The sequence below is a fragment of the Streptomyces sp. NPDC096152 genome (genome assembly GCF_044763235.1).
Taxonomy (GTDB): domain Bacteria; phylum Actinomycetota; class Actinomycetes; order Streptomycetales; family Streptomycetaceae; genus Streptomyces.
The window spans coordinates 172,709-194,387 of sequence record NZ_JBIWFW010000004.1; the positions used below are offsets into that span (position 1 = coordinate 172,709).

A 21,679-nucleotide genomic window follows, 5' to 3' on the forward strand; every position below is an offset into this window, starting at 1 on the left:
GTCCCCTACCCCTCCCGCCCCGGGCGTACGCGAGACCCGTGACGTCGTAGGACGGGTTCACGACGCCGAACGCACCGTCCGCCGCCGACGAGGGACGGCGCACGGGTCAGGGGCGCGTGCCGACTTCGGCGTGTGCGGTGTGGTCGAGTGTCCACCGGTGCTCGATCTCGAAGCGGGAACCGGTGCGTCGTTCGACCACCACCTCGGCCGAGGCCCTTTCGCTGTTGGTGCAGGTGGCCGTCGCTCCGTCCGGATCGGTGTAGCCGAGCGTCACGCACTCGCCCGGGTCCTGGCGTACCTCGATCGACAGCCGGCGCCGTCCGACCCGGCCGCGCACGGACCACTCCGGCAGACCGATCCGGGCCTTGAACAGCGGCGCGGCGAGCAGCGGATCGGCCGGCCAGTCCCGTCCGCCGACGCGTAGTCGGAGCAGGGGCAGCGGTGGCAGCAGGCGCATTCCGGGGCGCCGCGCGACGGCGGCGACCACCTCCAGGACGTCCCCGCCGCCGAGCCCGGCGTGCAGCCAGGCCCAGCGCCGGGCGTTGCCGTGACCCGCGATACGGGCGACCGCGCCCGTGGCTCCGGCCAACTCCAGTCGCTCTGCCCCGACTTCGATGAAGCCGTCGAAGCCCGCGTCGGGTGCGGGTACGATCTGCGCCGCCGGCAGGACCGCCCGTTCCCAGGCCCAGCGAGGGAACGTGTACAGGGGGGCGCCGGCCTCGTGGACGTCCAGTCGCCATCGGATCCGTCCCGCGTGTCCCGCCAGGCGGGTCCGCGAGGCGAGCACGTCCGCGGACGCGAAGTAGACCTCGCCGGAGTCGGCCTGCTCCGACCCGGTCTGCTTCGGTCCAGCCGCGCCTGCCGCCCCAGCCGCCCCGGCGCCGATCCGCCCGGCGCCGGCCTGCCCGGAGTCGATCGGTTCGGAGTCGGCCTGCCCGGAGTCGATCGGTTCGGAGTCGGCCTGCCCGGACCCGACCGGCTCGGCTCCGGCCGTGAACCGCTCGGTCACCGGGGGGCCGCCGGGAGGGAAGACCGAGATCCAGCCGTGGGCCCGTGCCGGGCCCGGTGAGCCGTCCGGCGGGGTGACGACCTCGTGGTGGATCCACACTCCGGTGCCGGTCCGCGGGTCGGTCAACGTCGCGTACCAGACCTCCAGCCGGCCCGGCCGGCCCCGCAGCCGCGGTGGGTAGAGGCGGGCGACGTCGTCCTGCTTCCGTTTCATCGGCTCTCTCTCAGCGCGTTCTTCAGGACGACCCGGCGGCCGGCGGTCGAACCGTCCGGTGCCGGAGCCCCGTAACGCACCGCCACGCCCGCCTCGGCCGCGCGGGCCACGATGTGCGGGCAGGCACGTTCGGCCAGCGCGGCGACGGTCAGGGACGGGTTGACGCACAGCGAGGTGGGCACCGCGGCCGCGTCGGTGACGAACAGGCCGGGGTGGCCGCGCAGTTCGTTGTGCTCGTCCAGCGCGGAGCTCGCGGGGTCGTCACCCATCCGGCAGGAGGACAGTGGGTGGGCGGTGAGCGAGCCGACCACCTCGTTCCACGGGCGTACCCGGGCGAGCCGGTCCCGCTCCAGTACCGCTCGCGCCTCGGCGTCGGCGGCGCCCCAGCCGCGCAGGGTGTTGGCGGTGGGCCGGTAACGCAGGCTCGACAGGCCCACCGAGGACGCGACGCGGGTGAAACTTCCGGTGGCGGGTGGCGCACCGAAGACACCCTCGTTGTCGTCCTCGGTCATGGCCAGCACCGACAGCCAGGACCGCCACCGCCCCCGCAGCTCCTTCTTCTCCACCCCGAACCAGCCGGAGTCCGGATGGTCCGTGGCCTGCGCCAGGATGTTGGTGATGCCGGGGAAGTAGATCTGCTGCAGGGAGAAGCGGGTGAACTCCGGTGCCCGCGGGTCGAGTCGGTCGAAGGACATCGACCCGATCGGCTTGCCCACGGGAAACGCCTCGTACGGTGTGCCGGGCGCCCGCTCCAGGCCCAGCAGATCGCGGACCTTGGACTCGTCGACGTCGGCGATGGAGACCCGGTCGCCGTTTCCCGAGAAGTACCGGCCGACCGCGCCCGGCACCCCGCCGAGCAGCGCGGCCGAGCGCCGCAGCAGCACGGGCGTGCCCAGGGCGCCGCCGGCGAGCACCAGCACCTTGGTCTCGATGGTGCCCGCGGCCACCGGCACCCGGTAGTCGTCCGCGTCGAGGACGGTGTAGGCGACCCGGTAGCGGTAGCCGGGCGTGGTGGCCGGGGCGATCGTCTGCACCTCGTGCAGGGCCCGGATCTCGGCGCCCGCCGCGGTGGCGGCCGGAAGGTAGTTGAGCAGCATCGAGCGCTTGGCGTCGAAGTGGCAGCCGCTCAGCATCCAGTTGCAGTTGGTGCAGCGGTCCAGGTCGACGGCGACCGGGACCGGATTGCAGGTGCGTCCGGCGCGGGTGCACGCGGCGGCGAACAGACCTCCTGGATAGGGGACTTGGTCCCACCGCGGGAGGGCTACCGGCAGGGTCTCCTCGACCCGGTCGTACCAGGGATCCAGCGACGCGCGGGTGAGCGACGCGGGCCACAGCCGGTGGCCGAGGCTGCCCCGGCGGTCGAAGACGAAGCCGGGCGCGCGCAGTGAGGCGGCGAAGTACACCACGCTGGAGCCGCCGACGCAGTTGCCGGCGACCACGGTGATGCCGTCGCCCTGCACCAGGTCGACCGTGCGGGTGTAGCTTCCCATGCGCAGGTCGTGGGCGTAGTCCGCGGACCGCAGGTGTGGTCCGCGTTCGAGGACGACGACCCGCGCTCCGCCGGCGGCCAGGTGGTAGGCGGGGATGGAGCCGCCGAATCCGCTGCCGACGACCAGCACGTCGGTACGTTCGGTGACGGTCATGCCGGGCTGCCTCCCGTGGTGGTCCGTGGGTGTTCCCGCGCGAGCCGTCTGCCGTACGAGTACCGCGGGAAGCGCCAGAGCCCGTCCGGGTCCGGCGCCGGGAAGCGCAGCCAGGCCAGGCCGGGGTGGCGCTCGCCGATCGCCTCCGTGGTGTGCAGGTGGGCCGCGGTGTCGAAGGCTGCCGCGCTGAACAGGGCCAGCAGGACCCAGATCTTCTGGTCCGTCTCGGCGGGGCGCAGCAGCGTGGCGGCCAGTTCGGTGCGGTCGGCGAAGTCCAGTGCGGTGAAGGCGGGCCGAGTGGGCGGCAGCACGCGCCCCTTGGCGAGCGCGTAGGCCGTGGCCCGCGTGTTCAGCAGTACCGCCAGTTCGGGCAGGAGCGGGCCCAGCCCGAGTTCGGGCAGCCGCAGCAGGGCGATCGCACCGGCCTGTACCGCGCCGGCGCCGGGTGCCGCCCCGGCGACGGCCCGGTCGTCGGGGTACCGCTTCTCGCCCGGCACCATGGTGTCGGCGAACGCCTCCAGGGTGGCGACCACGCCGCCGCTCAGTGGCACCGCCGCCGCGGCGGCGGACGGCGCCGCGCGCGCGAGGGCGCCGGTGGTCACCGCGGCGAGGGCCCCGGCCAGACCGGCAATCAGCCGCCGCCGCGTCAGGAGGTCGCTCATGGGCGTGCGCCGGGGCACGGCAGGCCGGCGGGAAGGCGCACCGTCGTGCCGAGGGCCGCACGCGCGACGGCGTCGGCGAGCCGCGGATCGTACGGCCGCAGCACCCGGGCCGCGTGCGCGGGTGTGGCGGGCACTCCGGCCACGGTCAGGTGGCGCAGCCGCGCGCCGGCGCTTGCGGTGCTCTTGTCGAACCAGTAGCTGCCGTCCCAGCCCACCAGTTCGGTGCCGTGCGGCCGCGCCTGCACGCTCCAGCGGTCCAGCTGCCAGTAGCGGCAGGCGGGGACGGCGACGGCGAAGCGCGCCGGCTCGGCCAGCAGGAACCGCAGCGCACCGCCGTTGCTGACGGTGATGTCCCGTTTGGAGTACTCCACGCACAGCGGGTCGGTGCCGATCAGGCTCAGCGGGGGGCTCTCCCCCTCGCCGAAGTGATGGAAGGCGCAGTCGGCCCCGAACGCCGGGTCGGTGTAGCCGGAGACGGGGCCCGGACCCGGGCCCGCGGCGGCGTCGGCGGGCGTCGCACCGAGCGTCAGCGTCGTCAGTGCGACCAGGCCCGCGGCGACGGAACGGGGGGACGAAGCCATGGCAGGACCCTCTTGTGGTGGCGGCTGCGACCGGCGTTTGTTACTCGCCGGTCAGTTGGCGCCACATCCTGTTCGCGCGTCGTCTCCGGGGGCAAGACCCCGGCCCCAAGTCCTTCATGTCTTCACAGGACGGCACGATCGCCCCCGCGAACCGTCCTCGCGGGCCGGTCGCGCGCGTCGGTGCCGCCGCGGCCGGGCCGGCGGGCTCCACCGGTCGTCGGCCGGCTGCGAGGCGAGGCCCTGGTCGTGAAGGCGTCAGTCTCCGGAGGAGAAGGCCGAGTCGAAGGACTGGGCCGAGGGCTCGATCGCTCCGAGCGCGCGGATGAACCGCAGGGCGTCGGGGGCACCGACCATGCGGTCCATGCCCGCGTCCTCCCACTCCACCGAGATCGGCCCGTCGTACCCGATGGAATTGAGCATCCGGAAGCACGCCTCCCAGGGGACGTCCCCGTGCCCGGTGGAGACGAAGTCCCACCCGCGGCGCGGGTCCGCCCACGGCAGATGGGAGCCGAGGCGGCCGTTGCGCCCGTTGAACCGCTTGACCGACTCCTTGCAGTCCACGTGATAAATGCGGTCCTTGAAGTCCCACAGGAAGCCGACCGGGTCCAGGTCCTGCCAGACGAAGTGGGACGGGTCGAAGTTGAGCCCGAACGCCTCCCGGTGGCCGATCGCCTCCAGGGTGCGCACCGTGGTCCAGTAGTCGTAGGCGATCTCGGAGGGGTGGACCTCGTGGGCGAAGCGCACGCCGACCTCGTCGAAGACGTCGAGGATGGGGTTCCAGCGCTCGGCGAAGTCCGCGTAGCCGCGCTCGATCATCTCCGGCGGAACCGGCGGGAACATCGCCACGGTGTGCCAGATCGAGGATCCCGTGAAGCCGACGACGGTCTTCACCCCGAACGCGGCGGCCGCGCGCGCGGTGTCCTTGATCTCCCGCGCGGCGCGCTGCCGGACGCCTTCCGGCTCGCCGTCGCCCCAGATGCGGGCGGGAAGGATGCCGCGGTGGCGCTCGTCGATGGGGTGGTCGCAGACGGCCTGGCCCGTCAGGTGGCAGGAGAGCGTCCAGCAGCGCAGGTTGTACTTCTCCAGCAGGGCGCGGCGGCGCGGAATGTAGTCCTCGTCGGCCAGGGCCTTGTCGACCTCGAAGTGGTCGCCCCAGCAGGCGATCTCCAACCCGTCGTACCCCCACTTCGCCGCCAGCCGGCACACCTCCTCGAACGGCAGGTCGGCCCACTGACCGGTGAACAAGGTGATCGGGCGTGGCATCGGTTCCTCCGGTTGGTTCGTCGGTCGGGGCGGTCGTGGGGTCAGGGGGTCATGGAGCCGGGGAGCCGCTCGGCGTGATCCCGGCCAGGCGCAGCAGCAGGTCCTTGACCTCGGTCGCGTCGTAGTGGTCGCGCATCTCGCCGGGTCGGGAGCACAGGAGCACGGGGCCGTCGTCCGGGTGGCCGGGCAGGCGGCCGTGGCTGCCGCGTACCGGGGACGGGTCGAGGGGGACGACGCTCATGCGGTAGCGCAGGCCGAGCCTCTTGCGGGCGAGCGCGACGGCGGCGCGCAGTTTGACCCTGGGGTCCTTCGGGTCCATGAACAGCTCGGCCGGGTCGTAGCCCGGCTTGCGGTGGATCTCTACCAGACGGGCGAAGTCCGGGGCGCGGTCGTCGTCGAGCCAGTAGTAGTAGGTGAACCAAGAGTCGGGCTCGGCGACGGCGACGAGGTCCCCGGCACGCGGGTGGTCGACGCCGTACGCCTTCTTGCCGGCCTCGGTGAGCACCTCGGCCACGCCGTCGGTGCCGGCCAGCAGTTCGCGGACGCGTTCGGTGTGGGCCGGGTCGGCCACGTAGACGTGGGCGACCTGGTGGTCGGCGACGGCGAAGGCGGCCGACGTCCACGGGTCGAGGTATTCCATGCCGTCCTGGGTGTGGACGTTCAGCAGCCCGGCCCGGCGCAGCACCCGGTTGACGTCCACCGCCCTGGAGACGTTGGTGATGCCGTACTCGGAGAGGGCGACCACGGTGATCTCGCGTGCGGCGGCGTCGTCCAGCAGGGGGGCGAGGACCCGGTCGACGTCGGCCGCCGCCGCGGCGGCGCGGGGATCGTCGGGCCCGTAGCGCTGCAGGTCGTAGTCGAGGTGGGGGACGTAGACGAGGCTGAGGTCGGGGGCCTGGGTGGCGAGGATGTGCCGGGCGGCGTCGACGATCCATCGGGAGGAGGTGATGGAGGCGGTCGGCCCCCAGTAGGTGAACAGCGGGAAGGTGCCGAGTTTGGCGGTGAGTTCGTCGTGCAGCTGCGGGGGGTGGGTGTAGCAGTCGGGCTCCTTGCGGCCGTCGGAGTAGTAGACCGGCCGCGGGGTGACGGTGAGGTCGACGTCGGCTCCCATGGCGTACCACCAGCAGACGTTGGCGACGCGGTAGCCGGGATGGGAGCGCCGCGCGGCGTCCCACAGCTTCTCCCCGCCGACGAGCGCGTTGTGCTGCCGCCACAGCAGTACCTCGCCGAGTTCGCGGAAGTACCAGCCGTTGCCGACGATGCCGTGGCCGGTGGCGGGCTGCCCGGTGAGCAGGGTGGACTGCACGGTGCAGGTGACGGCGGGGAACGCGGTGTCCAGGCGTGCGGTGAAGCCCGCCTCGCCCAGGGCGCGCAGCCGGGGCATGTGGGCGAGCAGCCGGGGGGTGAGGCCCACCACGTCGAGGACGAGCAGGGGGACGGGGCTCACGGGGCGACCTCCTTCAGGCCGAGAGAGATCAGATGGTCGCGGGTGAAGGCCAGTTCGGCGGCGATGCCGTCGGCGAGGGCCCCGGGGCCCCGCGGCCGGCGGCCCTCGGGGAGCACACCCCAGGTGTAGGTCTCGGCCTCCACATGAGCGGTGCGCGCGGTGTCGCCGCCGAGCAGGGCGGCGAGGGTCGCCTCCAGTTCGGGGCGCGTCGTGCTCAACGGGGGCTCCGGGTCGGCGTGCAGCGGCACGTGGAAGTGGACTCGCCAGGGGCCCCTGCCGGGCAGCCCCCCGGCCAGAGCGGCGTCCAGGTCGTCCACGGCCAGGGGCGGGGCGCCCGGTGCCCCGGCAGACGTCGCCTGCCGGGGCACCGGCTCCCGGACCTGGTGCAGGAAGCGCGGCTCCGTGAAGGCGGCCAGTGCCGCTCGTGTCGCCGGATCGGCCGGATCGCCGGCCTGCAGGGCGCAGGACGCCTGGGTCTTGACCACCTGGAGTCCGGCCGCGTCCAGGCGGGCGAGCGCGGCGGCCGGCTCCTCGAAGCCGACCGCCAGATGGCATGCGTCCAGGCAGACCCCGATGCGGTCGGTGTCCACGCCGGCGAGGTGCCGGGTGGCCTGAGCGGTGGTCTCGACGACGCAGCCCGGCTCGGGTTCCAGGCCGACCTTGATCGTCCTGCCCGTGTCGGCGGCGAGGGTGGCCAGACCACCGGCCAGCGAGTCGAGCGTACGGGCGGCCTCGTCCGCCTGACCGGCCGTCCACGGGGTCCGCCAGCCCAGCGGCACGGTGGAGACGCTGCCGTGCGCGGCGTCGTCGGGAAGCAGTGCCGCGAGCACCCGGGCGAGGTCGAGGGTGTAGTGCAACCTCTCGGGCGTGGTCCAGTCCGGCCGGTAGACGGCGTGCTTGACCACGGGGTCGTGGAAGCCGCGGTAGGGGAAGCCGTTGAGGGTGACGACCTCCAGGCCGCGGGCGGTCAGCTCCCGGCGGAGTCTTGCGACCTGGCCGTCGTCCGCGGCGAGGGCCGCCGCGGCGTCGCGGGCCAGCCACAGGCCCAGGCCGAGGACGGGCACACCCAGCCGCTCACGCACCGGCTCGGCGTGCCGGCCCAGTTGGGCGAGCACTCCGTCGAGGTCCTCGGCGGGGTGGACGTTGGTGCAGTACGCGAGGTGGACGACGGTGCCGTCGGGGTGGAGCAGCCGCACGGCTACACCTCCGCCCGGACACCGCGCAGAACGGAGTTGCCCTCGAAAGTGGCGTCGGTCCCGGGCGCTTCGGAGTCGTCGAGTTCCAGCTTGCCGCTCTGGCCGTAGAAGGAGACGGGATTGCGCCACAGGATCTTGTCCACGTCGTCGGTGGAGAAACCGGCGGCGAGCATGGCGTCCCCGGTCTTCCGGGTCTTCAGAGGGTCGCTGCGCCCCCAGTCCGCGGCCGAGTTGACGAGCATCCGGTCCGTGCCGTACTCGCGCAGCACGGCGACCATGCGGCGCTCGTCCATCTTGGTGTCGGGATAGATGGAGAACCCCATCCAGCAGCCCGAACCCACTACCTGACGTACCGTCACCTCGTTCAGGTGATCGACGACCACGCGCTCCGGGGCGATTCCCGACTCCTTCACCACGGCGAGGGTGCGCTCGACTCCCGCGGCCTTGTCGCGGTGCGGCGTGTGGACCAGCGCCGGCAGACCGTGGGTGAGAGCGAGTTGCAGCTGGGCGGCGAACGCCTCGTCCTCCTCGGGTGTCATCGAGTCGTAGCCGATCTCGCCGACGGCGACCACGCCGTCCTTGAGCAGGTAGCGCGGCAGGTGCTGGAGAACCTCCGCGCAGCGCGGGTCGTTGGCCTCCTTGGGGTTGAGGGCGATCGTGCAGTGGTGCCGGACACCGAACTGGGCGGCGCGGAAGGGTTCCCAGCCGATGAGGGAGTCGAAGTAGTCCAGGAAGCTGCCCACGGAGGTGCGTGGCTGGCCGAGCCAGAACGCGGGCTCCACCAGGGCGCGTACGCCGGCCGAGTGCATCGCCTCGTAGTCGTCGGTGGTGCGCGAGGTCATGTGGATGTGCGGGTCGAAGATTCGCATCACGCCTCCCGGGGGCTGGGACGGTCGGTGTTCGCGGTGGGGGCGTCCGCGAGTTCCAGGTGGCCGGTCACCGCCGCGTCCGGGAAGCGCGCGAGGATCGGCACGATGTCGGTGGGCACGTCCCGTCCCGCGGCGCTCCGCTCCTGGGCGAACGCGGCCATCATGCGGGCCAGTTCGATGTCCGCTCTGCCGGGCAGGCCCGGCAGAGCGGACATCGGGATTCCGGTGAAGACGCACTTGAGCACGCCTTGGCGGTAGGTTTCCGGGTCCAGGTGGTCGGTCGCGTAGTCGCCGAGGGCCGCCGCGATCAGCCGTGTGTCGTTGGTGCGCAGGGCGTCGCGCACCAGGGGCAGCGCGCCGTCGCCGACGGGCAGCAGCGGCAGGGCGCGCAGCACGGCGCGCCGTTCGGCCGCGTCACCGCTGCGGTAGAGCTCCCCGATCTCCTCCAGCAACGGGGTGCCGGTCAACGGGATCGCGGCCAGGAGCAGGGCCCGGGCCGCGTCGTCCACCCTCCACCCGTACGGATCGGCGGGGTCCAGCGGGCCACGTCCGCATCGCCGTCCGGCCAGGGGGAACAGACCGCGGACGACTCCGGGTTCCGCGGTGACCGAGGCGCACGCGCCGGCGAGCCAGTTCCGGCCCTCCTCGGTCGTCCGGTCGGTCAGGGCGTCTCTGAGGCGGTCGGGTGTCATGCCATCTCCTCCTCACGGCGGACCGCTGGGTCGCACGACCGCAGGAAGTCCAGGGAGCGGCGGGCCACGCCCGGTGCGTCATGGCTGTGCCGGGGCAGTTCGACGGCGACCAGCCCGCGATAGCCGACCTCGTCGAGGGTGTCGAGGACGGGCGGGAAGTCGATCTCGCCGCTGCCGAACTCCAGATGCTCGTGCGTGCCCCGGCGCATGTCGTCGATCTGCACGTTGACCAGCCGGTTCCCGGCCCGGCGCACGCACTCGGGCACCGGGTACGGCTCCAGGCAGCGGCAGTGGCCGATGTCGAGGGTCAGGCCGAACGGGGCAGGGTCGCCGAGCGCCGCGGCCAGCCTGGTGTACTCGTCGACGGACTCCACCAGCATCCCCGGTTCGGGTTCGAAGCCGAGGAGGACGCCCGCCTCCTCCGCCGCCTCGACGACCTCGGCGCATCCCGCGACCAGACGGTCCCAGGCCGCCCGCGGGCCGAGTGCCGCGGGCCTGACGCCGGCCCAGAAGGAGACGGCCTGGGCCCCGAGGTCGGCCCCGACGGCCACGGCCCGGCGCAGGAAGTCCACCCTGCGTTCCCGTCCTTCGGCCGCGAGCAGGGTGGGCTCGTGCTTGTGCCAGGGATCGAGCAGGTAACGGGCTCCGGTCTCGATCACCACACTGAGCCCGAGACCGTCGAGACGCTTGGCGAGGGCCGCCGTACGCGCGGCCAGGCCGGGCGCGAACGGATCGAGGTGGTGGTGGTCGAGGGTGAGCGCCACACCGTCGTAGCCCAGGTCGGCGATGACGGTGAGCGCGTCCTCCAGCCGGTGGTTGGAGAAGCCGTTGGTGCCGAACCCGTAGCGCAGGACGGGCTCGGCGGACGCGTTGTCGCGGTGGCGGGGCCCGGTCATGTCGGGGACACCCGCCTGGACAGGGCCCGGGCCAACGGGAAGACCGCGACGAGCGGAAGCGCGGAACGGACCGAGCCCGCGCCCGCGGTGAGCGCGGCCTGGAGCGGGATCAGGCCGAGGATCCCCGCGCCCACGGCCCCGCGGACCCTTCCCGGCGAGGGATCCGCGACGGCCCGCGCCTGGGCGCGGCCCGCCGTCGCGCCGTATGCGACGAGCCCGCCCGCGACCGCCAGTCGGTGCCCGCGGCCCCTGCCCTGCCGCGCCGGACCGTCGCGGAGCGCCGTCGCGGCCGCGGCCGCGACGGCTCCGGTGGCGGCGAGTGTCACCCGGGGCAGCCACGGTTCCGCTCCCGTGACCTCGGCGCGGCTGAGCGCGGTGACGGCGAGGGTGTGCCCGGCAACGGTCGCGGCCGCCGGGAGGGCGGGCCGTATCCGGCCCCCGCGGGCGCCGAGCAGCACGTCGAGTCCCCGGGCGGCCGCCATCACCGCGGGACCCGACGGCCGGTACTTGGCCCACAGGTCGTAGCCCCAGACGGTCGCCGCGAGGGGCACGGCGACCGTCAGCGCGCGACGGCCCTCGGCGGCCGCGGCCAGGCCGAGGGCGACCGCGGTCAGGGTCACGGCGGTGCCCAGGGCGACGGGTGCGCTCACGCGGCCCGAGGGGATCGGCCGCTCGGGACGTTCGACGGCGTCCAGGTCGCGGTCGGCCCAGTCGTTGAGCGCCATCCCGGCCCAGTACAGGCAGACCGAGGAGGCGGCCAGACCGGCGACGGCCACGTCGGGGCGACGGCCCGCGGCGGCCGCTCCCGCCAGGACGTCTCCCGGCACGGTGAACGCGGCCGGGGCACGCACCAGTTCGGCCAGGTCCCGCAGGCGCCGGCCCGGCGACGGCGTCACGGCCGGAGCGGACGCGCGGGCCGCGGATCCGGGACGTGGGACCCCGGCCAGGTCGTCGCGCGCCCCCCGGCCCCCGCCCGCCCGCCGGACGGCGCCCGGGCCGAACCGGAGCGCGGAGGGGCGGATCACCGCCGGCCCCCGAGCCCGGCGGCGAAGGTACGCAGTGTCTCGTACTGGCTCATCACGGCGTGCTCCTCGCTGCCGACGGGATCCTTGAAGAAGAAGGCCAGCTCGCCGAGGGGACCGGAGATCCCCCGCTCATGAGCCCGGGCCGCCAGCCGGGCCAGGTCGAGTACCAGCGGCGCGGCCAGTGCCGAGTCACAACCGGCCCAGGTGAACTGCAGATTCATCCGCACCCCGAGGAACCCCTCGAACGTCACGTGGTCCCAGGCGGTCTTCCAGTCGCCGAGGGAGGGCACGTAGTCGATGTGGACCTCGCCCTCGACCGGGTGTCCCAGCGTCTCCGCGAGCACCCGCTGCTTGGAGACCGCCTTGCTGGCCATCGCGGCCGGATCGGCGAGCGTCTCGCCGTCACCGCCTCCGAGCAGGTTCGTGCCGGACCAGGTCCGCACCCGCAGGCCCCGGGCGGCGAACATCGGCCCGAGGGTCGCCTTGAGCAGGGTCTCCCCGGTCTTGCCGTCGTTCCCGGCGTACGGCAGGCCGGCTTTCCCGGCCAGTTCCTCCAGAGCGGGGATCCGCATGCCGGCGGACGGCGTGAAGTCGACGTGGGCGCACCCGGCGTCGATCGCGGCCAGGGCGTACAGGGAGCTGGGCGGCAGCACGTTCTCACCGGCGGCCAGCGCGGCACGCAGGGCTTCGGCCGAGACGTGCGCCGGGTGCTCCGGCGCGACCGGTTCGGTCGAGGTCACGTTGACGACGACCACCCGTGCCAGGCCGTGCCGCTCGCGGAAGGCGTCGATGTCGGCGCGTATCGCCTCGGCGGCGTCCGACTGGCTCAAGTCGCGGTCCGGGAGCGGGGCCGGGCGTATCTCGGCGTCGGCGGCGGCCAGGTCGCCGTGGACGAGAGCGGGCAGCCCGTGGGGCAGGACCCCGGCCGCGACCAGCTGCTCGGCCCGCTTCGGCAGCGGCGTGCAGGCCACGTCGTGCCCGCCGAAGACCAGGTCCGACATGGCGGGCAGGCCGGCGTCGGGGAACCCCGGCTGCTCGGTGACGCATCCGGTCGGCCCGGCCAGCCCCGCCCGCAGAGCGGCCGTGCCGGCGACGACCGTGGTGGCCACCGATCCACGCGCCCCCGCCAACCAGACACCCGTGCGACTGCGCTGATCTGGCATCTCGTCACCTCCGTCGGCCGGGCGCGGTCGCGCCCCGCCGGCTCGTTCCTCGCTGTCGATGTCGCTGCCCCCTGTCGGCTGCTTTTGGTCCCCTCCGTGCCCGTCGTCCGGGCACGGAGGGGAACCGGGGCCCTGCGCCTCCCTCGGACGGCGGGCGCGCCGGGGCACGTGGACGCCGGTCAGTCGGTGCTTTCCGGGTCGCAGTTGAACTTCGCCGTACCGGCCGTCATCTCGATGCCGCCGAGGATGTGCGACAGGAACAGCGGGTCGGTGTAGCTCTCCGACGTATGGCCCATGCCGGTGTAGAAGGACCGGCCGCCGTCGTACGGGTGGCACCACGAGATGGGGTGGTCCGCGCCCATCGAGCCGCCCGTGTAACCGACCGGGTTGTACGTCCTCTCGTCCAGCGTGGCCAGGACACGCACGTTCGGCCGGGGATCGGAGCGGTAGTTGTACCACTCGTCGGTGCGGGTCCAGCGGTTCGGCAGATCCTTCGTGGCCGCGGTGCCCTGGCCCACGACGTTCACGGTCGCCTGCTGGATCGCCGGGTGGTCCCTGAAGTACGCGCCGACCAGGCCGCCGTACCAGGCCCAGGTGTAGCCGGAGTCGGCGGCGGCGTGGATGCCGACGAAGCCGCCGCCGTGCTCGATGTAGCGCTGGAAGGCGTCCTTCTCGGACTGCTGGTCCAGCGGGTCGCCGGTGGTGGAGAGGAAGACGACCGCCTGGTACTTCGCCAGGTCGGCGTCGTTGAACCGTGTGGCGTCCTCGGTCGCGTCGACCGCGAAGCCGTGCTCCTGGCCGAGCTTCTCGATCGCCGCGATCCCGTCGGGGATGGAGGCGTGCCGGTAGCCGGTGGTCTTGGAGAACACCAGCACTCTGAAGGCGGGTGCGGCGGCGTGCGCGGTGGTGGCGCTGGTGGCCGCGAGCGGCAGGGCCAGAGCGGCCGCCGACAGCAGCGCGACGATACCTCTGCGGGACATCATCAACCTTTCGTGACCTGATCTCGGGGACGGTGGATGCCGGCTCAGCTGAAGGCGCCGGGAAGGTACTGGTCGACGTTCTCCTTGGTCACGGTGGCGGAGAACAGGGTGAGTGACGACGGCAGGTCCTGCCCGACGAGGTCGCTCATGCCCTTGTGCTGGGCGACGAGCCGGGCGAGCTTGACCGCCGAGGCGGATATGTCGGACGGGTAGACGACCGTGGCCTTGAGCACGGAGTCGTCGGCCTTGATCTCCTGCATGGCGTGCTTGGAGCCGGCGCCGCCGACCATGAAGAACTCGCTCCGGTTCGCCTGCTTGATGGCCGCCTCGACGCCGATGCCCTGGTCGTCGTCGTGGTTCCACACCGCGTCGAGGTGCGAGCGTGCCTGAAGTACGTTGCTCATCACCTGCTGACCCGAATCCGCGGTGAAGTTGGCGGCCTGCCGGATCCCCACGTGGAAGCCGTACTTGGCCAGGCCCCGCTTGAACCCGGCGCTGCGCTGCTTGGTGAGTTCGAGGTTGTCGATACCGGCGATCTCGCCGATCACGGGCGCGGAGGCGCCTTTGGCCTTGAGGGTCCTGCCGATGTAGAGGCCGGCGTTGAGCCCCATGCCGAAGTTGTCGCCGCCGACCCACGCCCGGTACGCGAGGGGAGAGTCGAAGACCCGGTCGACGTTGATGACGGGGATGCCCGCGTCCATCGCCTGCTGGGCCACGGCGGTCAGCGCCTTGCCGTCGAAGGGCAGGATGACCAGGGCGTCCACCTTCTTGCCGATCAGCGTCTGGACCTGGCTGATCTGCGCGTTGACGTCGTTGGTGCCCTCTACGGCCTCGAAGTGCACGTCGGAGTACTGCTTCGCCTGCGCCATGGCGTTCTTGGTGATGGCGGCCATCCAACCGTGGTCGGCTGCCGGGGCCGAGAAGCCGATCGACACCTGCTTGCCCGGCTTGTCGTTGTCGGTACCGGCCTTGCCCGCCGCGTTCACGTCGCTGGTGGAGGCGTCGCTCTGGTTGCTGGTGCAGCCGGCGATCAAGGCTCCGCCGCCGAGTACGGCGCCGCCGAGGAGGAGCCTTCTGCGGTCCAGTCCGCCGAGTCCGCGCTTGTCCATCTCGTAAGTCCTTCCAGTCACGGGGTCCTGCCTGGGTCGTGCCTGCCGTGGTCGATGCGGACGTGCCGCGCGGCGGGGCCGGGAGCGGCGCGGGCGGCGGCAGCGGGGCCGGGTCCGCCGTCCGCGCCGCCGCTACGGGGCGGCGGTTCTCCGGCCGCGCCGCTGGATCAGCACGGCGGCGACGATGATCAGGCCCTTGGCGATCTGCTGGATGTCGGTGGTGAGGTTGTTCAGCACGAAGATGTTGGTGATCGTGGTGAACACGAGGACGCCCAGGATCGAGCCGACGAGCGAGCCGCGGCCGCCGGTCAGCAGGGTGCCGCCGATGATCACCGCGGCGATCGAGTCCAGTTCGTACAGGTCGCCGAGGTTGCTGGCCCCCGAGGTGGTCCGCGCGGTCAGCATGATCGCGGCGATGCCGCAGCACAGGCCCGACAGGACGTAGAGCAGCACGGTGTGACGGCGCACGTCGAGGCCGGCGAGGCGCGCGGCCTCCTGGTTGCCGCCGATGGCGAACGTCCGGCGGCCGAAGGTGGTGCGGTTGAGCAGCACCCAGCCGAAGAGCACGGCCACCGCCAGGATGTAGACCAGCAGCGGAATGCCGAGGAACCGGGTGGAGGCAATGGAGTTGAACGACTCGACCGTGACCACCTGGGACTGCCGGTCGGAGATCCGCTCGGCCAGTCCGCGGGCGCTCGCCATCATGGCGATCGTGACGATGAACGCCACGATGCCGCCGTAGGCGATGATCAGGCCGTTGACAAGGCCGACGACCGCGCCCACGGCAAGGGCGCAGAAGACCATGCCGCCGAGTCCGAAGGACTGGGTGGCCACGGTGGTGCACCACACGGAGCCGAGCGCCACGATCGCGCCGACGGACAGGTCGATGCCGCCGCCGATGATGACGAAGGTCTGACCGATCGTGATGACCCCGATGACGGCCGCGCTGGTGAGGATGACCAGGGCGTTCTGGCTGGTCGCGAAGTTGTCCGAGGTCAGCGCGCCGACGACGCACAGCAGGACGAGGACGACGAACAGGCCGAGGTTGCGTACCCGGCCCATGTGCCCGAGGAGGGCGGGTCCGCTGCTGCCCTTGCCCGGGGACGAGCCGGTCTGCCGGACGGGTCCGGCCGGGGATCCCTGGCCTGTGGCGGGCAGCGGACCGCTCCCGCCGGGGGGACTGGTCTGCTGGCTCACACGGAGCTCCCTTCCATGACGAGGTCGAGCACTTTCGATTCGTCGAGGTCCAGGGCGCCGGCCTCGCGGACCACCCGCCCTTCGCGCATGACGAGGACACGGTCGGCGAGGCCGAGGACCTCGGGCACCTCGCTGGAGACGAGGAGCACGCCGACTCCCGAATCGGCGAGCCGCCGGATGAGCGCGTAGAGCTCCGCCCGCGCTCCGACGTCCACTCCGCGGGTGGGCTCGTCGAGCAGCAGCAGCCGGCAGTCGGTGAGCAGCCAGCGGGCGACGACGGCCTTCTGCTGGTTGCCGCCGGAAAGGGTGCGCACCGGCCGGGTCGGGTCGGGGGGCCGCAGGTCGAGCCTGCGGACCGCGTCCGTCGTGGCGCTCAATTCGGTGCGGGCGTCGACGAAACCGGCGCGGGCGAACCGTCGCAGCGAGGACATGGACACGTTGTGGGCGATGGAGGAGTGCAGGAACAGCGCCTGGCTCTTGCGCTCCTCCGGGGCGAGTCCGAGGCCCGCCCGGACGGCGGCGGTGATGCTGCCGGGCCGCAGGTCGGATCCGGCCACCCGGATGCGCCCGGAGGCCGGACGCCGGGCTCCGTAGACCGTTTCGAGGATCTCCGAGCGGCCGGAGCCGACCAGGCCCGCCAGCCCGACGACCTCACCGGCCCGGACGTCGAAGGAGATGTCGTGGAACTCCCCCGGGCGGCTGATGTGTTCGACCTCCAGAAGCACCGGCCGCTCGTCCGGGTCGGGGCGTCGGGCCCTCGGCGGGAAGGCGTACTCGACGGTGCGGCCGGTCATCAGCGAGACCAGCTCGGCGGTGGGGGTGCTTCGCGCCGGCAGTCCCCGGGCGACCGTGCGGCCGTCCTTGAGGACGGTGACGCGGTCCCCGATCCGGCGGATCTCCTCCATGCGGTGGGAGATGTAGACGACCGCCACGCCGGCCGCGGTGAGGTCGCCGATGATGCGGAAGAGGTTGTCCACCTCGTCGTGGGCGAGGACGGCGGACGGCTCGTCCATGATGATGAGCCTCGCCTCGTGCGAGAGGGCACGAGCCATGGACACGAGCTGCTTGCCGGCCGCGGACAGCTCACCCACCTCACGCGTGACGGGGATCTCCGGATGCCCGAGCCTGCGCAGGAGTCGCCGTGCGGCGTCGTGCATCCGCGAGCGCTGGGCGAACCCCAGCCGGGACTGCTCGTGTCCCAGGTAGATGTTCTCCGCCACGGACAGGCCGTCGGCCAGGTCGAGTTCCTGGTAGATGGTGGCGATCCCGTGGCGCATGGCGGCCGTCGGGGTCGGGAGCGTCACCGGTTCGCCCTCCCAGGCGATGTGCCCCTCGTCGGGCTGGTGGGCTCCGGAGAGAACCTTGATGAGCGTGGACTTGCCGGCCCCGTTCTGGCCCAGCAGGCAGTGCACTTCTCCGGCGACCACGTCGAGGTCCACGCCGTCGAGGGCCCGGACGCCGGGGAACTCCTTGACGACGCCTTGCATCTCGAGCAGCGGGGCACTCATGGGTCTCCCTCTGATGCGATGTCCGCCGGCCCTCGAAGGCACATGACGGTACGTCAACTTGACTATGGCGCTGATCCGTTACTTCCTCACGGAAGCCCTCGGCAAGGAGGCCCCTGAGGGGGCTCGGGTGGTTGCGGCCGGGCTTTCCCTGTCGCCCGTCGGGCTGAGAGGAAGGTAGTTCTCGCGACGTTGTTTGAGAAGGGTTCGCGAACCTTCCGAGCCCTTCGTGGCCAGAAGCGGCAACTTCTGTTTAACGCATTGAGCAACCGGCATCGGGGCACGTTCGCAATACGAGGGATTTCCTGCCGTTCGCCTGGGTGGCGGGACGCCGCGCACCCTGGTCACCGGCCCGCCTGCCTCGGAGAACCGCGAATGGGCGAGGTCCGGAACGCCGCACCCCGGAGGACATGCGGAACTCCTCACGGCAATGGCGCACGAACCTCGTGAGGAGGCAGGCGGCTATTTCCGGAGTGCAGGGCCGACCATGCCCGGAATTTCACCGGTGCCCGCCCTACGGCCGTTCACACCGGTGAGTCGCGACCGGCCTTTTCGACCGGCGACTGAAAGCTGTTCGACGGATCGGATTTCCGTCCGGAGTTTCCTTGAAATCCTCCTTTGCGGGCGGAGTGCGCAGATCGGTTGCCGGCGTTCGGCTGTGCAAGGTGCGCGGCGCCGGCCGGGCCACGGGGCGGCCGGCGCCGCGGAGTACGGTCAGGGCACGACCACCACGGGGGCGGCGGTCCCGGACGGCATCGGTGGGCTCCCCTGCGGAACTCCTCCGTGCGCGACGGGCGTCCATACGCTGCCGTTCGCGGCGCTGTGCTCCACGGCTGCCAGCACCCGTTGCACCTGCAGCCCGTCGGCGAAGGACGGCTCCGGGTCGCGGCCCTCGGCGATGGCGTGCAGCAGGTCGCGCGCCTGGTGCACGAAGGTGTGGTCATAGCCGAGTCCGTGACCCGCCGGCCACCAGCCCTCGAGATAGGGGTGGTCGGGCTCGGTGACCAGGATCCGCCGGAAGCCCGCCGTCGTGGCCGGCTCGGTGTGGTCGTGGAAATCCAGTTCGTTGAGACGCTCCAGATCGAAGGCGATGCTGCCCCGGTCGCCGTTGATCTCGATGCGCAGGGCGTTCTTCCGGCCGGCGGCGACCCGCGTGGCCTCGAAAGACGCGACGGCGCCCGAAGGGAACCGTGCAGTGAACAGCGCGGCGTCGTCCACCGTGACAGGGCCGCGCGGCGCCGTCCCGTCGGCGACGGCGGCGAGCCCCGACGAAGCCGTGGGCAGCGGGCGTTCGCGGACGAACGTCTCGGTGAGGGCGGAGACCCCCGACAGCCGCTCCCCGGCGAGGAACTGGGCGAGGTCGACGATGTGGGCGCCGAGGTCGCCCAGCGCGCCGGAGCCGGCGTGCTCGCGCTGCAGCCGCCACACCAGGGGGAACTCCGGATCCACGATCCAGTCCTGGAGATACTGTGCCCGTACGTGCCGCAGGCTGCCGAGGCGACCTGCGGCGATCAGTCGCCGGGCGAGGGCGAGCGCCGGTGTGCGCCGGTAGCTGAACCCCACCATGGAGCGCACGCCGCGACGTGAGGCGACGGCCGCGGCGGCGGCCATCGCCTCCGCCTCCTCGACGGTGTTGGCGAGCGGTTTCTCGCACAACACGTGCTTCCCGGCCTCCAGTGCCGCGATCGCGATCTCGGCATGGCTGGAGCCGGGGGTGCAGATGTCCACCAGCTGAACGTCGGGGCGGGCGATCAGGGCCCGCCAGTCGGTCTCGGTCGCGGCCCAGGCCTGACGCCGGGCAGCCTCCTCCAAGGCGGCTTGCTCGCGTCCGGCGAGGGCGGCCATGACCGGGCGCATGGGCAGATCGAAGGCGCAGGCGGCGGTACGCCAGGCATGTGAGTGCGCGCGGCCCATGAAGGCGTATCCGACCATGCCCACCCCGATGGTGGGCGAGCCGTTCTGACTGTCCATAGGCGCTCCTGGGATGCTTGTGGGCGCGGGCAACGGACGCGGGAAGACGCCCGTTCACCGGGAACGGATTCCGGCCGCGCGGGGGCGCGTCAGGCCGGTGAGAAGATGTGGTCGCTGATCAGTCGCGTGGCGCCGACGACACCGGCGATCTGGCCGAGCTCGCCGAGGACGATCGGCAGGTTGCCGGTCGCCAACGGCAGGGACTGCCGGTAGACCTGAGTGCGGATGCTGGCCAGAAGGGTGTGCCCCAGCCCGGTGAGCCCTCCCCCGATGACCACCAGGCCGGGGTTGAAGAAGCTGACCAGGCCCGCGATGACCTGACCGGTGCGGCTTCCGCCCATGCGGATCAGTTCGAGGGACGCGGCGTCCCCGGCGCCGGCGGCCGCCGACACGTCCTCAGGGGTCAGCCGTCCTGCCGCCTCGAGCCGGCCGGCCAGCTCCGCCGAACGGCCCGCCTCGGCCATCGTGGTCGCGTCGCGCACCAGGGCGTTGCCGCCGAAGTGCGCCTCCAGACAACCGATGTTGCCGCAGGCGCACGGCGGCCCATCCGGGTCCACCTGGATGTGGCCGATGTCGCCGGCACTGCCGGTGACCCCGCGGTGGACCTCGCCGCCTACCACGATGCCGCAGCCGATACCGGTCCCGATCTTGACGCACAGGAAGTCGCGTACGGACCGGGCGACACCGGCCTGCTGCTCGCCGAGGGCCATCAGGTTCACGTCGTTGTCGACGAGGACGGGGCAGCCGAGCTCCTGGCTCAGCGCCTCGCGGACGGGGAAGCCGTCCCAGCCGGGCATGATCGGCGGTGCGACGGGGACCCCCTCGGGGAACCGGACGGGCCCCGGCACGCCGATCCCGGCGCCGTCGAAGTGCTCCGCCAGCCCGGCCTCGCGCAGCTTGGCGGCCAGGGCGAGCACCCGCTCGAACACGGCGACCGGGCCCTCACGCACGTCCAGCGGCTCGGACAAGTGGCCGAGGACGTCCAGCTCCGCGTTGGTGACCGCGGCGTCCACGGAGGTGGCACCGATGTCCACGCCGAGGAACCGCAGCGAGGGGGCGATCCGGACGTTGTGCGAGCGGCGGCCGCCGCGGGAGGCGGCGAGACCGTCCTGGACGACGAGGCCCGTCTCCAGCAGCCGGTCGATCTCGACCGCGAGCTTGGATCGCGACAGGTCGACCCGGTCGCCCAGTGCGACCCGGGACTGCGGACCGAGGTCGCGCAGCAGACGGAGCAGCCTGGCCTGATGGACATTGGCCGGTCGAGCCGTCATACGCCTCACGCCGCCCCTCCCGTCGTCGCCGGAGTCGTACGCACACCCGGCACTTCGGGGCGCGACTTTCAAAAGGACCGTAGCACCGTGGTGCCGAACACGAAAGAACTTGTGCAGCAGTCCGCTGCACTTTCATCTCGCAATGGACAAAGCCGGTTTGAAGTCCCCGACGGGCAGGCGCCTGCCAGGACCCGCGTCCGCGCTCTGACCCGGCGGCGGGGTCCTGGCGGACGCGACAAAGGGCAGACCCGATGGAGTGGAGCCGGCCGTCTCCACTCCATCGGGCCTTGTTGCCGTGCGGTCGAGGTATGCGGGGCGCTTCGGCGAGCGCTCCCTTGAACCCCCGAACCCGCAGGGGGTCAGGCAGGTATCGCGGCGCCCGCCGTCACCTCACTGTTCCGTACGAGCGGTGGGCGGCTTGCCGACGTCGCAGCGGCCGGCGGCCTTCTTGATCTGGCCCGCCTCCCGCTGATCGACGACGCCCTCGCTCCGGAGGGTCGCGACGATCTTCTCGACGTGGGAGACGAACGCGCCGTGGCTGCTCCAGGCCCGGTGGTCCTCGATCAGCTCGTTGATCGTGCAGCCGTTCGTCGTCACGCGGTTGGGGATGCCCGTGTTGACCGAGCCGGTGAACACCGTGGAACGGTCGTCCTTCTCGGGGCAGTCGGTGGGCGGCTTGCTGTCGACGACGGTGAGGGACAGCGACTTCGCCGTGGAGGTGTTGCCGGCCTTGTCGGTGGCCCGGTACAGGAAGGTGTGACTCCCCGCTCTGTTCACGGCCACCGGCGCGGAGTACGGCAGGTAGGGGCCTCCGTCGAGCGAGTACTCGATACCGGCCACGCCCGAACCGGAGTCGGATGCCGTCACCGTCACCGTCGCACTGCCGACATAGTTCCCCGAAGCGTCCTTCGTCCCCGACACCGACGCCGACGTCTCCGGCGCGGTGGTGTCCTGCGGCGGAGCCGCCACCACCGCGAACGACACCGA

General features: G+C 72.4%; 19 protein-coding genes. All 19 read right to left on the minus strand.

Annotated features, from left to right (window positions below; translation table 11 throughout):
- Positions 1-106 precede the first annotated feature (106 nt).
- On the minus strand, positions 107-1,222 hold the full coding sequence (locus tag ACIQ9G_RS15440; protein ID WP_403609039.1) for a hypothetical protein: 1,116 nt from the start codon (positions 1,220-1,222) through the stop codon (positions 107-109).
- Positions 1,219-2,865, minus strand: coding sequence for a GMC family oxidoreductase N-terminal domain-containing protein (locus tag ACIQ9G_RS15445; protein WP_403609040.1), 1,647 nt, complete (start codon positions 2,863-2,865; stop codon positions 1,219-1,221). The genes ACIQ9G_RS15440 and ACIQ9G_RS15445 overlap by 4 nt, the downstream gene beginning before the upstream one ends.
- Positions 2,862-3,527: a DUF5987 family protein gene (locus ACIQ9G_RS15450; RefSeq protein WP_403609042.1), complete on the minus strand. Its 666-nt coding sequence runs from the start codon at positions 3,525-3,527 to the stop codon at positions 2,862-2,864. Before ACIQ9G_RS15450 ends, ACIQ9G_RS15445 begins: the two co-directional genes overlap by 4 nt.
- The gene (locus ACIQ9G_RS15455) at positions 3,524-4,108 is read right to left on the minus strand and encodes a hypothetical protein (RefSeq protein ID WP_403609043.1); all 585 of its coding nucleotides are present in this window, start codon (positions 4,106-4,108) and stop codon (positions 3,524-3,526) included. The genes ACIQ9G_RS15450 and ACIQ9G_RS15455 overlap by 4 nt, the downstream gene beginning before the upstream one ends.
- A 255-nt stretch (positions 4,109-4,363) precedes the next feature.
- Positions 4,364-5,371, minus strand: coding sequence for a sugar phosphate isomerase/epimerase family protein (locus ACIQ9G_RS15460; protein WP_403609045.1), 1,008 nt, complete (start codon positions 5,369-5,371; stop codon positions 4,364-4,366).
- Between the two features lie 49 nt (positions 5,372-5,420).
- Entirely contained in the window at positions 5,421-6,818 is a 1,398-nt protein-coding gene (locus ACIQ9G_RS15465) for an alkaline phosphatase family protein (protein WP_403609046.1), read from the minus strand.
- Positions 6,815-8,014, minus strand: coding sequence for a metabolite traffic protein EboE (eboE, locus tag ACIQ9G_RS15470; protein WP_403609048.1), 1,200 nt, complete (start codon positions 8,012-8,014; stop codon positions 6,815-6,817). The genes ACIQ9G_RS15465 and eboE overlap by 4 nt, the downstream gene beginning before the upstream one ends.
- A 2-nt stretch (positions 8,015-8,016) precedes the next feature.
- On the minus strand, positions 8,017-8,883 hold the full coding sequence (locus ACIQ9G_RS15475) for a TatD family hydrolase (RefSeq protein WP_403609049.1): 867 nt from the start codon (positions 8,881-8,883) through the stop codon (positions 8,017-8,019).
- A complete protein-coding gene (locus ACIQ9G_RS15480; RefSeq protein ID WP_403609051.1) occupies positions 8,883-9,575 on the minus strand; it encodes an EboA domain-containing protein in 693 nt (230 codons plus the stop codon). Before ACIQ9G_RS15480 ends, ACIQ9G_RS15475 begins: the two co-directional genes overlap by 1 nt.
- Entirely contained in the window at positions 9,572-10,471 is a 900-nt protein-coding gene (locus tag ACIQ9G_RS15485) for a sugar phosphate isomerase/epimerase family protein (RefSeq protein ID WP_403609052.1), read from the minus strand. Before ACIQ9G_RS15485 ends, ACIQ9G_RS15480 begins: the two co-directional genes overlap by 4 nt.
- Positions 10,468-11,367: an SCO3242 family prenyltransferase gene (locus ACIQ9G_RS15490; RefSeq protein WP_403609054.1), complete on the minus strand. Its 900-nt coding sequence runs from the start codon at positions 11,365-11,367 to the stop codon at positions 10,468-10,470. The genes ACIQ9G_RS15485 and ACIQ9G_RS15490 overlap by 4 nt, the downstream gene beginning before the upstream one ends.
- A 125-nt stretch (positions 11,368-11,492) precedes the next feature.
- Entirely contained in the window at positions 11,493-12,659 is a 1,167-nt protein-coding gene (locus ACIQ9G_RS15495; RefSeq protein WP_403609055.1) for an inositol-3-phosphate synthase, read from the minus strand.
- A 179-nt stretch (positions 12,660-12,838) separates the two neighbouring features.
- Positions 12,839-13,642: a ThuA domain-containing protein gene (locus ACIQ9G_RS15500; protein ID WP_403609057.1), complete on the minus strand. Its 804-nt coding sequence runs from the start codon at positions 13,640-13,642 to the stop codon at positions 12,839-12,841.
- Between the two features lie 41 nt (positions 13,643-13,683).
- Complete coding sequence (locus tag ACIQ9G_RS15505) at positions 13,684-14,748, minus strand: substrate-binding domain-containing protein (protein WP_403609058.1); 1,065 nt, start codon at positions 14,746-14,748, stop codon at positions 13,684-13,686.
- A gap of 132 nt (positions 14,749-14,880) precedes the next feature.
- Positions 14,881-15,945 (minus strand): ABC transporter permease, encoded by a 1,065-nt coding sequence (locus ACIQ9G_RS15510; RefSeq protein WP_403609060.1) that lies wholly within the window; start codon positions 15,943-15,945, stop codon positions 14,881-14,883.
- Positions 15,942-17,453 carry a sugar ABC transporter ATP-binding protein gene (locus tag ACIQ9G_RS15515; RefSeq protein WP_403609062.1) on the minus strand — a complete coding sequence of 504 codons (1,512 nt, stop codon included), beginning with the start codon at positions 17,451-17,453 and terminating at the stop codon, positions 15,942-15,944. Before ACIQ9G_RS15515 ends, ACIQ9G_RS15510 begins: the two co-directional genes overlap by 4 nt.
- A 711-nt stretch (positions 17,454-18,164) precedes the next feature.
- Entirely contained in the window at positions 18,165-19,421 is a 1,257-nt protein-coding gene (locus ACIQ9G_RS15520; RefSeq protein WP_403609063.1) for a Gfo/Idh/MocA family protein, read from the minus strand.
- A gap of 89 nt (positions 19,422-19,510) precedes the next feature.
- Positions 19,511-20,692 (minus strand): ROK family protein, encoded by a 1,182-nt coding sequence (locus tag ACIQ9G_RS15525; protein WP_403609065.1) that lies wholly within the window; start codon positions 20,690-20,692, stop codon positions 19,511-19,513.
- 390 nt (positions 20,693-21,082) lie between these two features.
- A partial coding sequence (locus ACIQ9G_RS15530; RefSeq protein ID WP_403609066.1) for an OmpL47-type beta-barrel domain-containing protein occupies positions 21,083-21,679 on the minus strand: 597 nt, incomplete at its 5' end.

Excerpts from the sequence above, each read along its gene's own strand:
- ACIQ9G_RS15455 (WP_403609043.1), bottom strand. The coding sequence starts at position 4,108 with ATGGCTTCGTCCCCCCGTTCCGTCGCCGCGGGCCTGGTCGCACTGACG.
- ACIQ9G_RS15500 (WP_403609057.1), bottom strand. The coding sequence starts at position 13,642 with ATGATGTCCCGCAGAGGTATCGTCGCGCTGCTGTCGGCGGCCGCTCTG.
- ACIQ9G_RS15440 (WP_403609039.1), bottom strand. The coding sequence starts at position 1,222 with ATGAAACGGAAGCAGGACGACGTCGCCCGCCTCTACCCACCGCGGCTG.
- ACIQ9G_RS15520 (WP_403609063.1), bottom strand. The coding sequence starts at position 19,421 with ATGGACAGTCAGAACGGCTCGCCCACCATCGGGGTGGGCATGGTCGGA.
- ACIQ9G_RS15445 (WP_403609040.1), bottom strand. The coding sequence starts at position 2,865 with ATGACCGTCACCGAACGTACCGACGTGCTGGTCGTCGGCAGCGGATTC.
- ACIQ9G_RS15495 (WP_403609055.1), bottom strand. The coding sequence starts at position 12,659 with ATGCCAGATCAGCGCAGTCGCACGGGTGTCTGGTTGGCGGGGGCGCGT.
- ACIQ9G_RS15460 (WP_403609045.1), bottom strand. The coding sequence starts at position 5,371 with ATGCCACGCCCGATCACCTTGTTCACCGGTCAGTGGGCCGACCTGCCG.
- ACIQ9G_RS15525 (WP_403609065.1), bottom strand. The coding sequence starts at position 20,692 with ATGACGGCTCGACCGGCCAATGTCCATCAGGCCAGGCTGCTCCGTCTG.
- ACIQ9G_RS15515 (WP_403609062.1), bottom strand. The coding sequence starts at position 17,453 with ATGAGTGCCCCGCTGCTCGAGATGCAAGGCGTCGTCAAGGAGTTCCCC.
- ACIQ9G_RS15480 (WP_403609051.1), bottom strand. The coding sequence starts at position 9,575 with ATGACACCCGACCGCCTCAGAGACGCCCTGACCGACCGGACGACCGAG.
- ACIQ9G_RS15485 (WP_403609052.1), bottom strand. The coding sequence starts at position 10,471 with ATGACCGGGCCCCGCCACCGCGACAACGCGTCCGCCGAGCCCGTCCTG.
- ACIQ9G_RS15505 (WP_403609058.1), bottom strand. The coding sequence starts at position 14,748 with ATGGACAAGCGCGGACTCGGCGGACTGGACCGCAGAAGGCTCCTCCTC.
- ACIQ9G_RS15475 (WP_403609049.1), bottom strand. The coding sequence starts at position 8,883 with ATGCGAATCTTCGACCCGCACATCCACATGACCTCGCGCACCACCGAC.
- ACIQ9G_RS15450 (WP_403609042.1), bottom strand. The coding sequence starts at position 3,527 with ATGAGCGACCTCCTGACGCGGCGGCGGCTGATTGCCGGTCTGGCCGGG.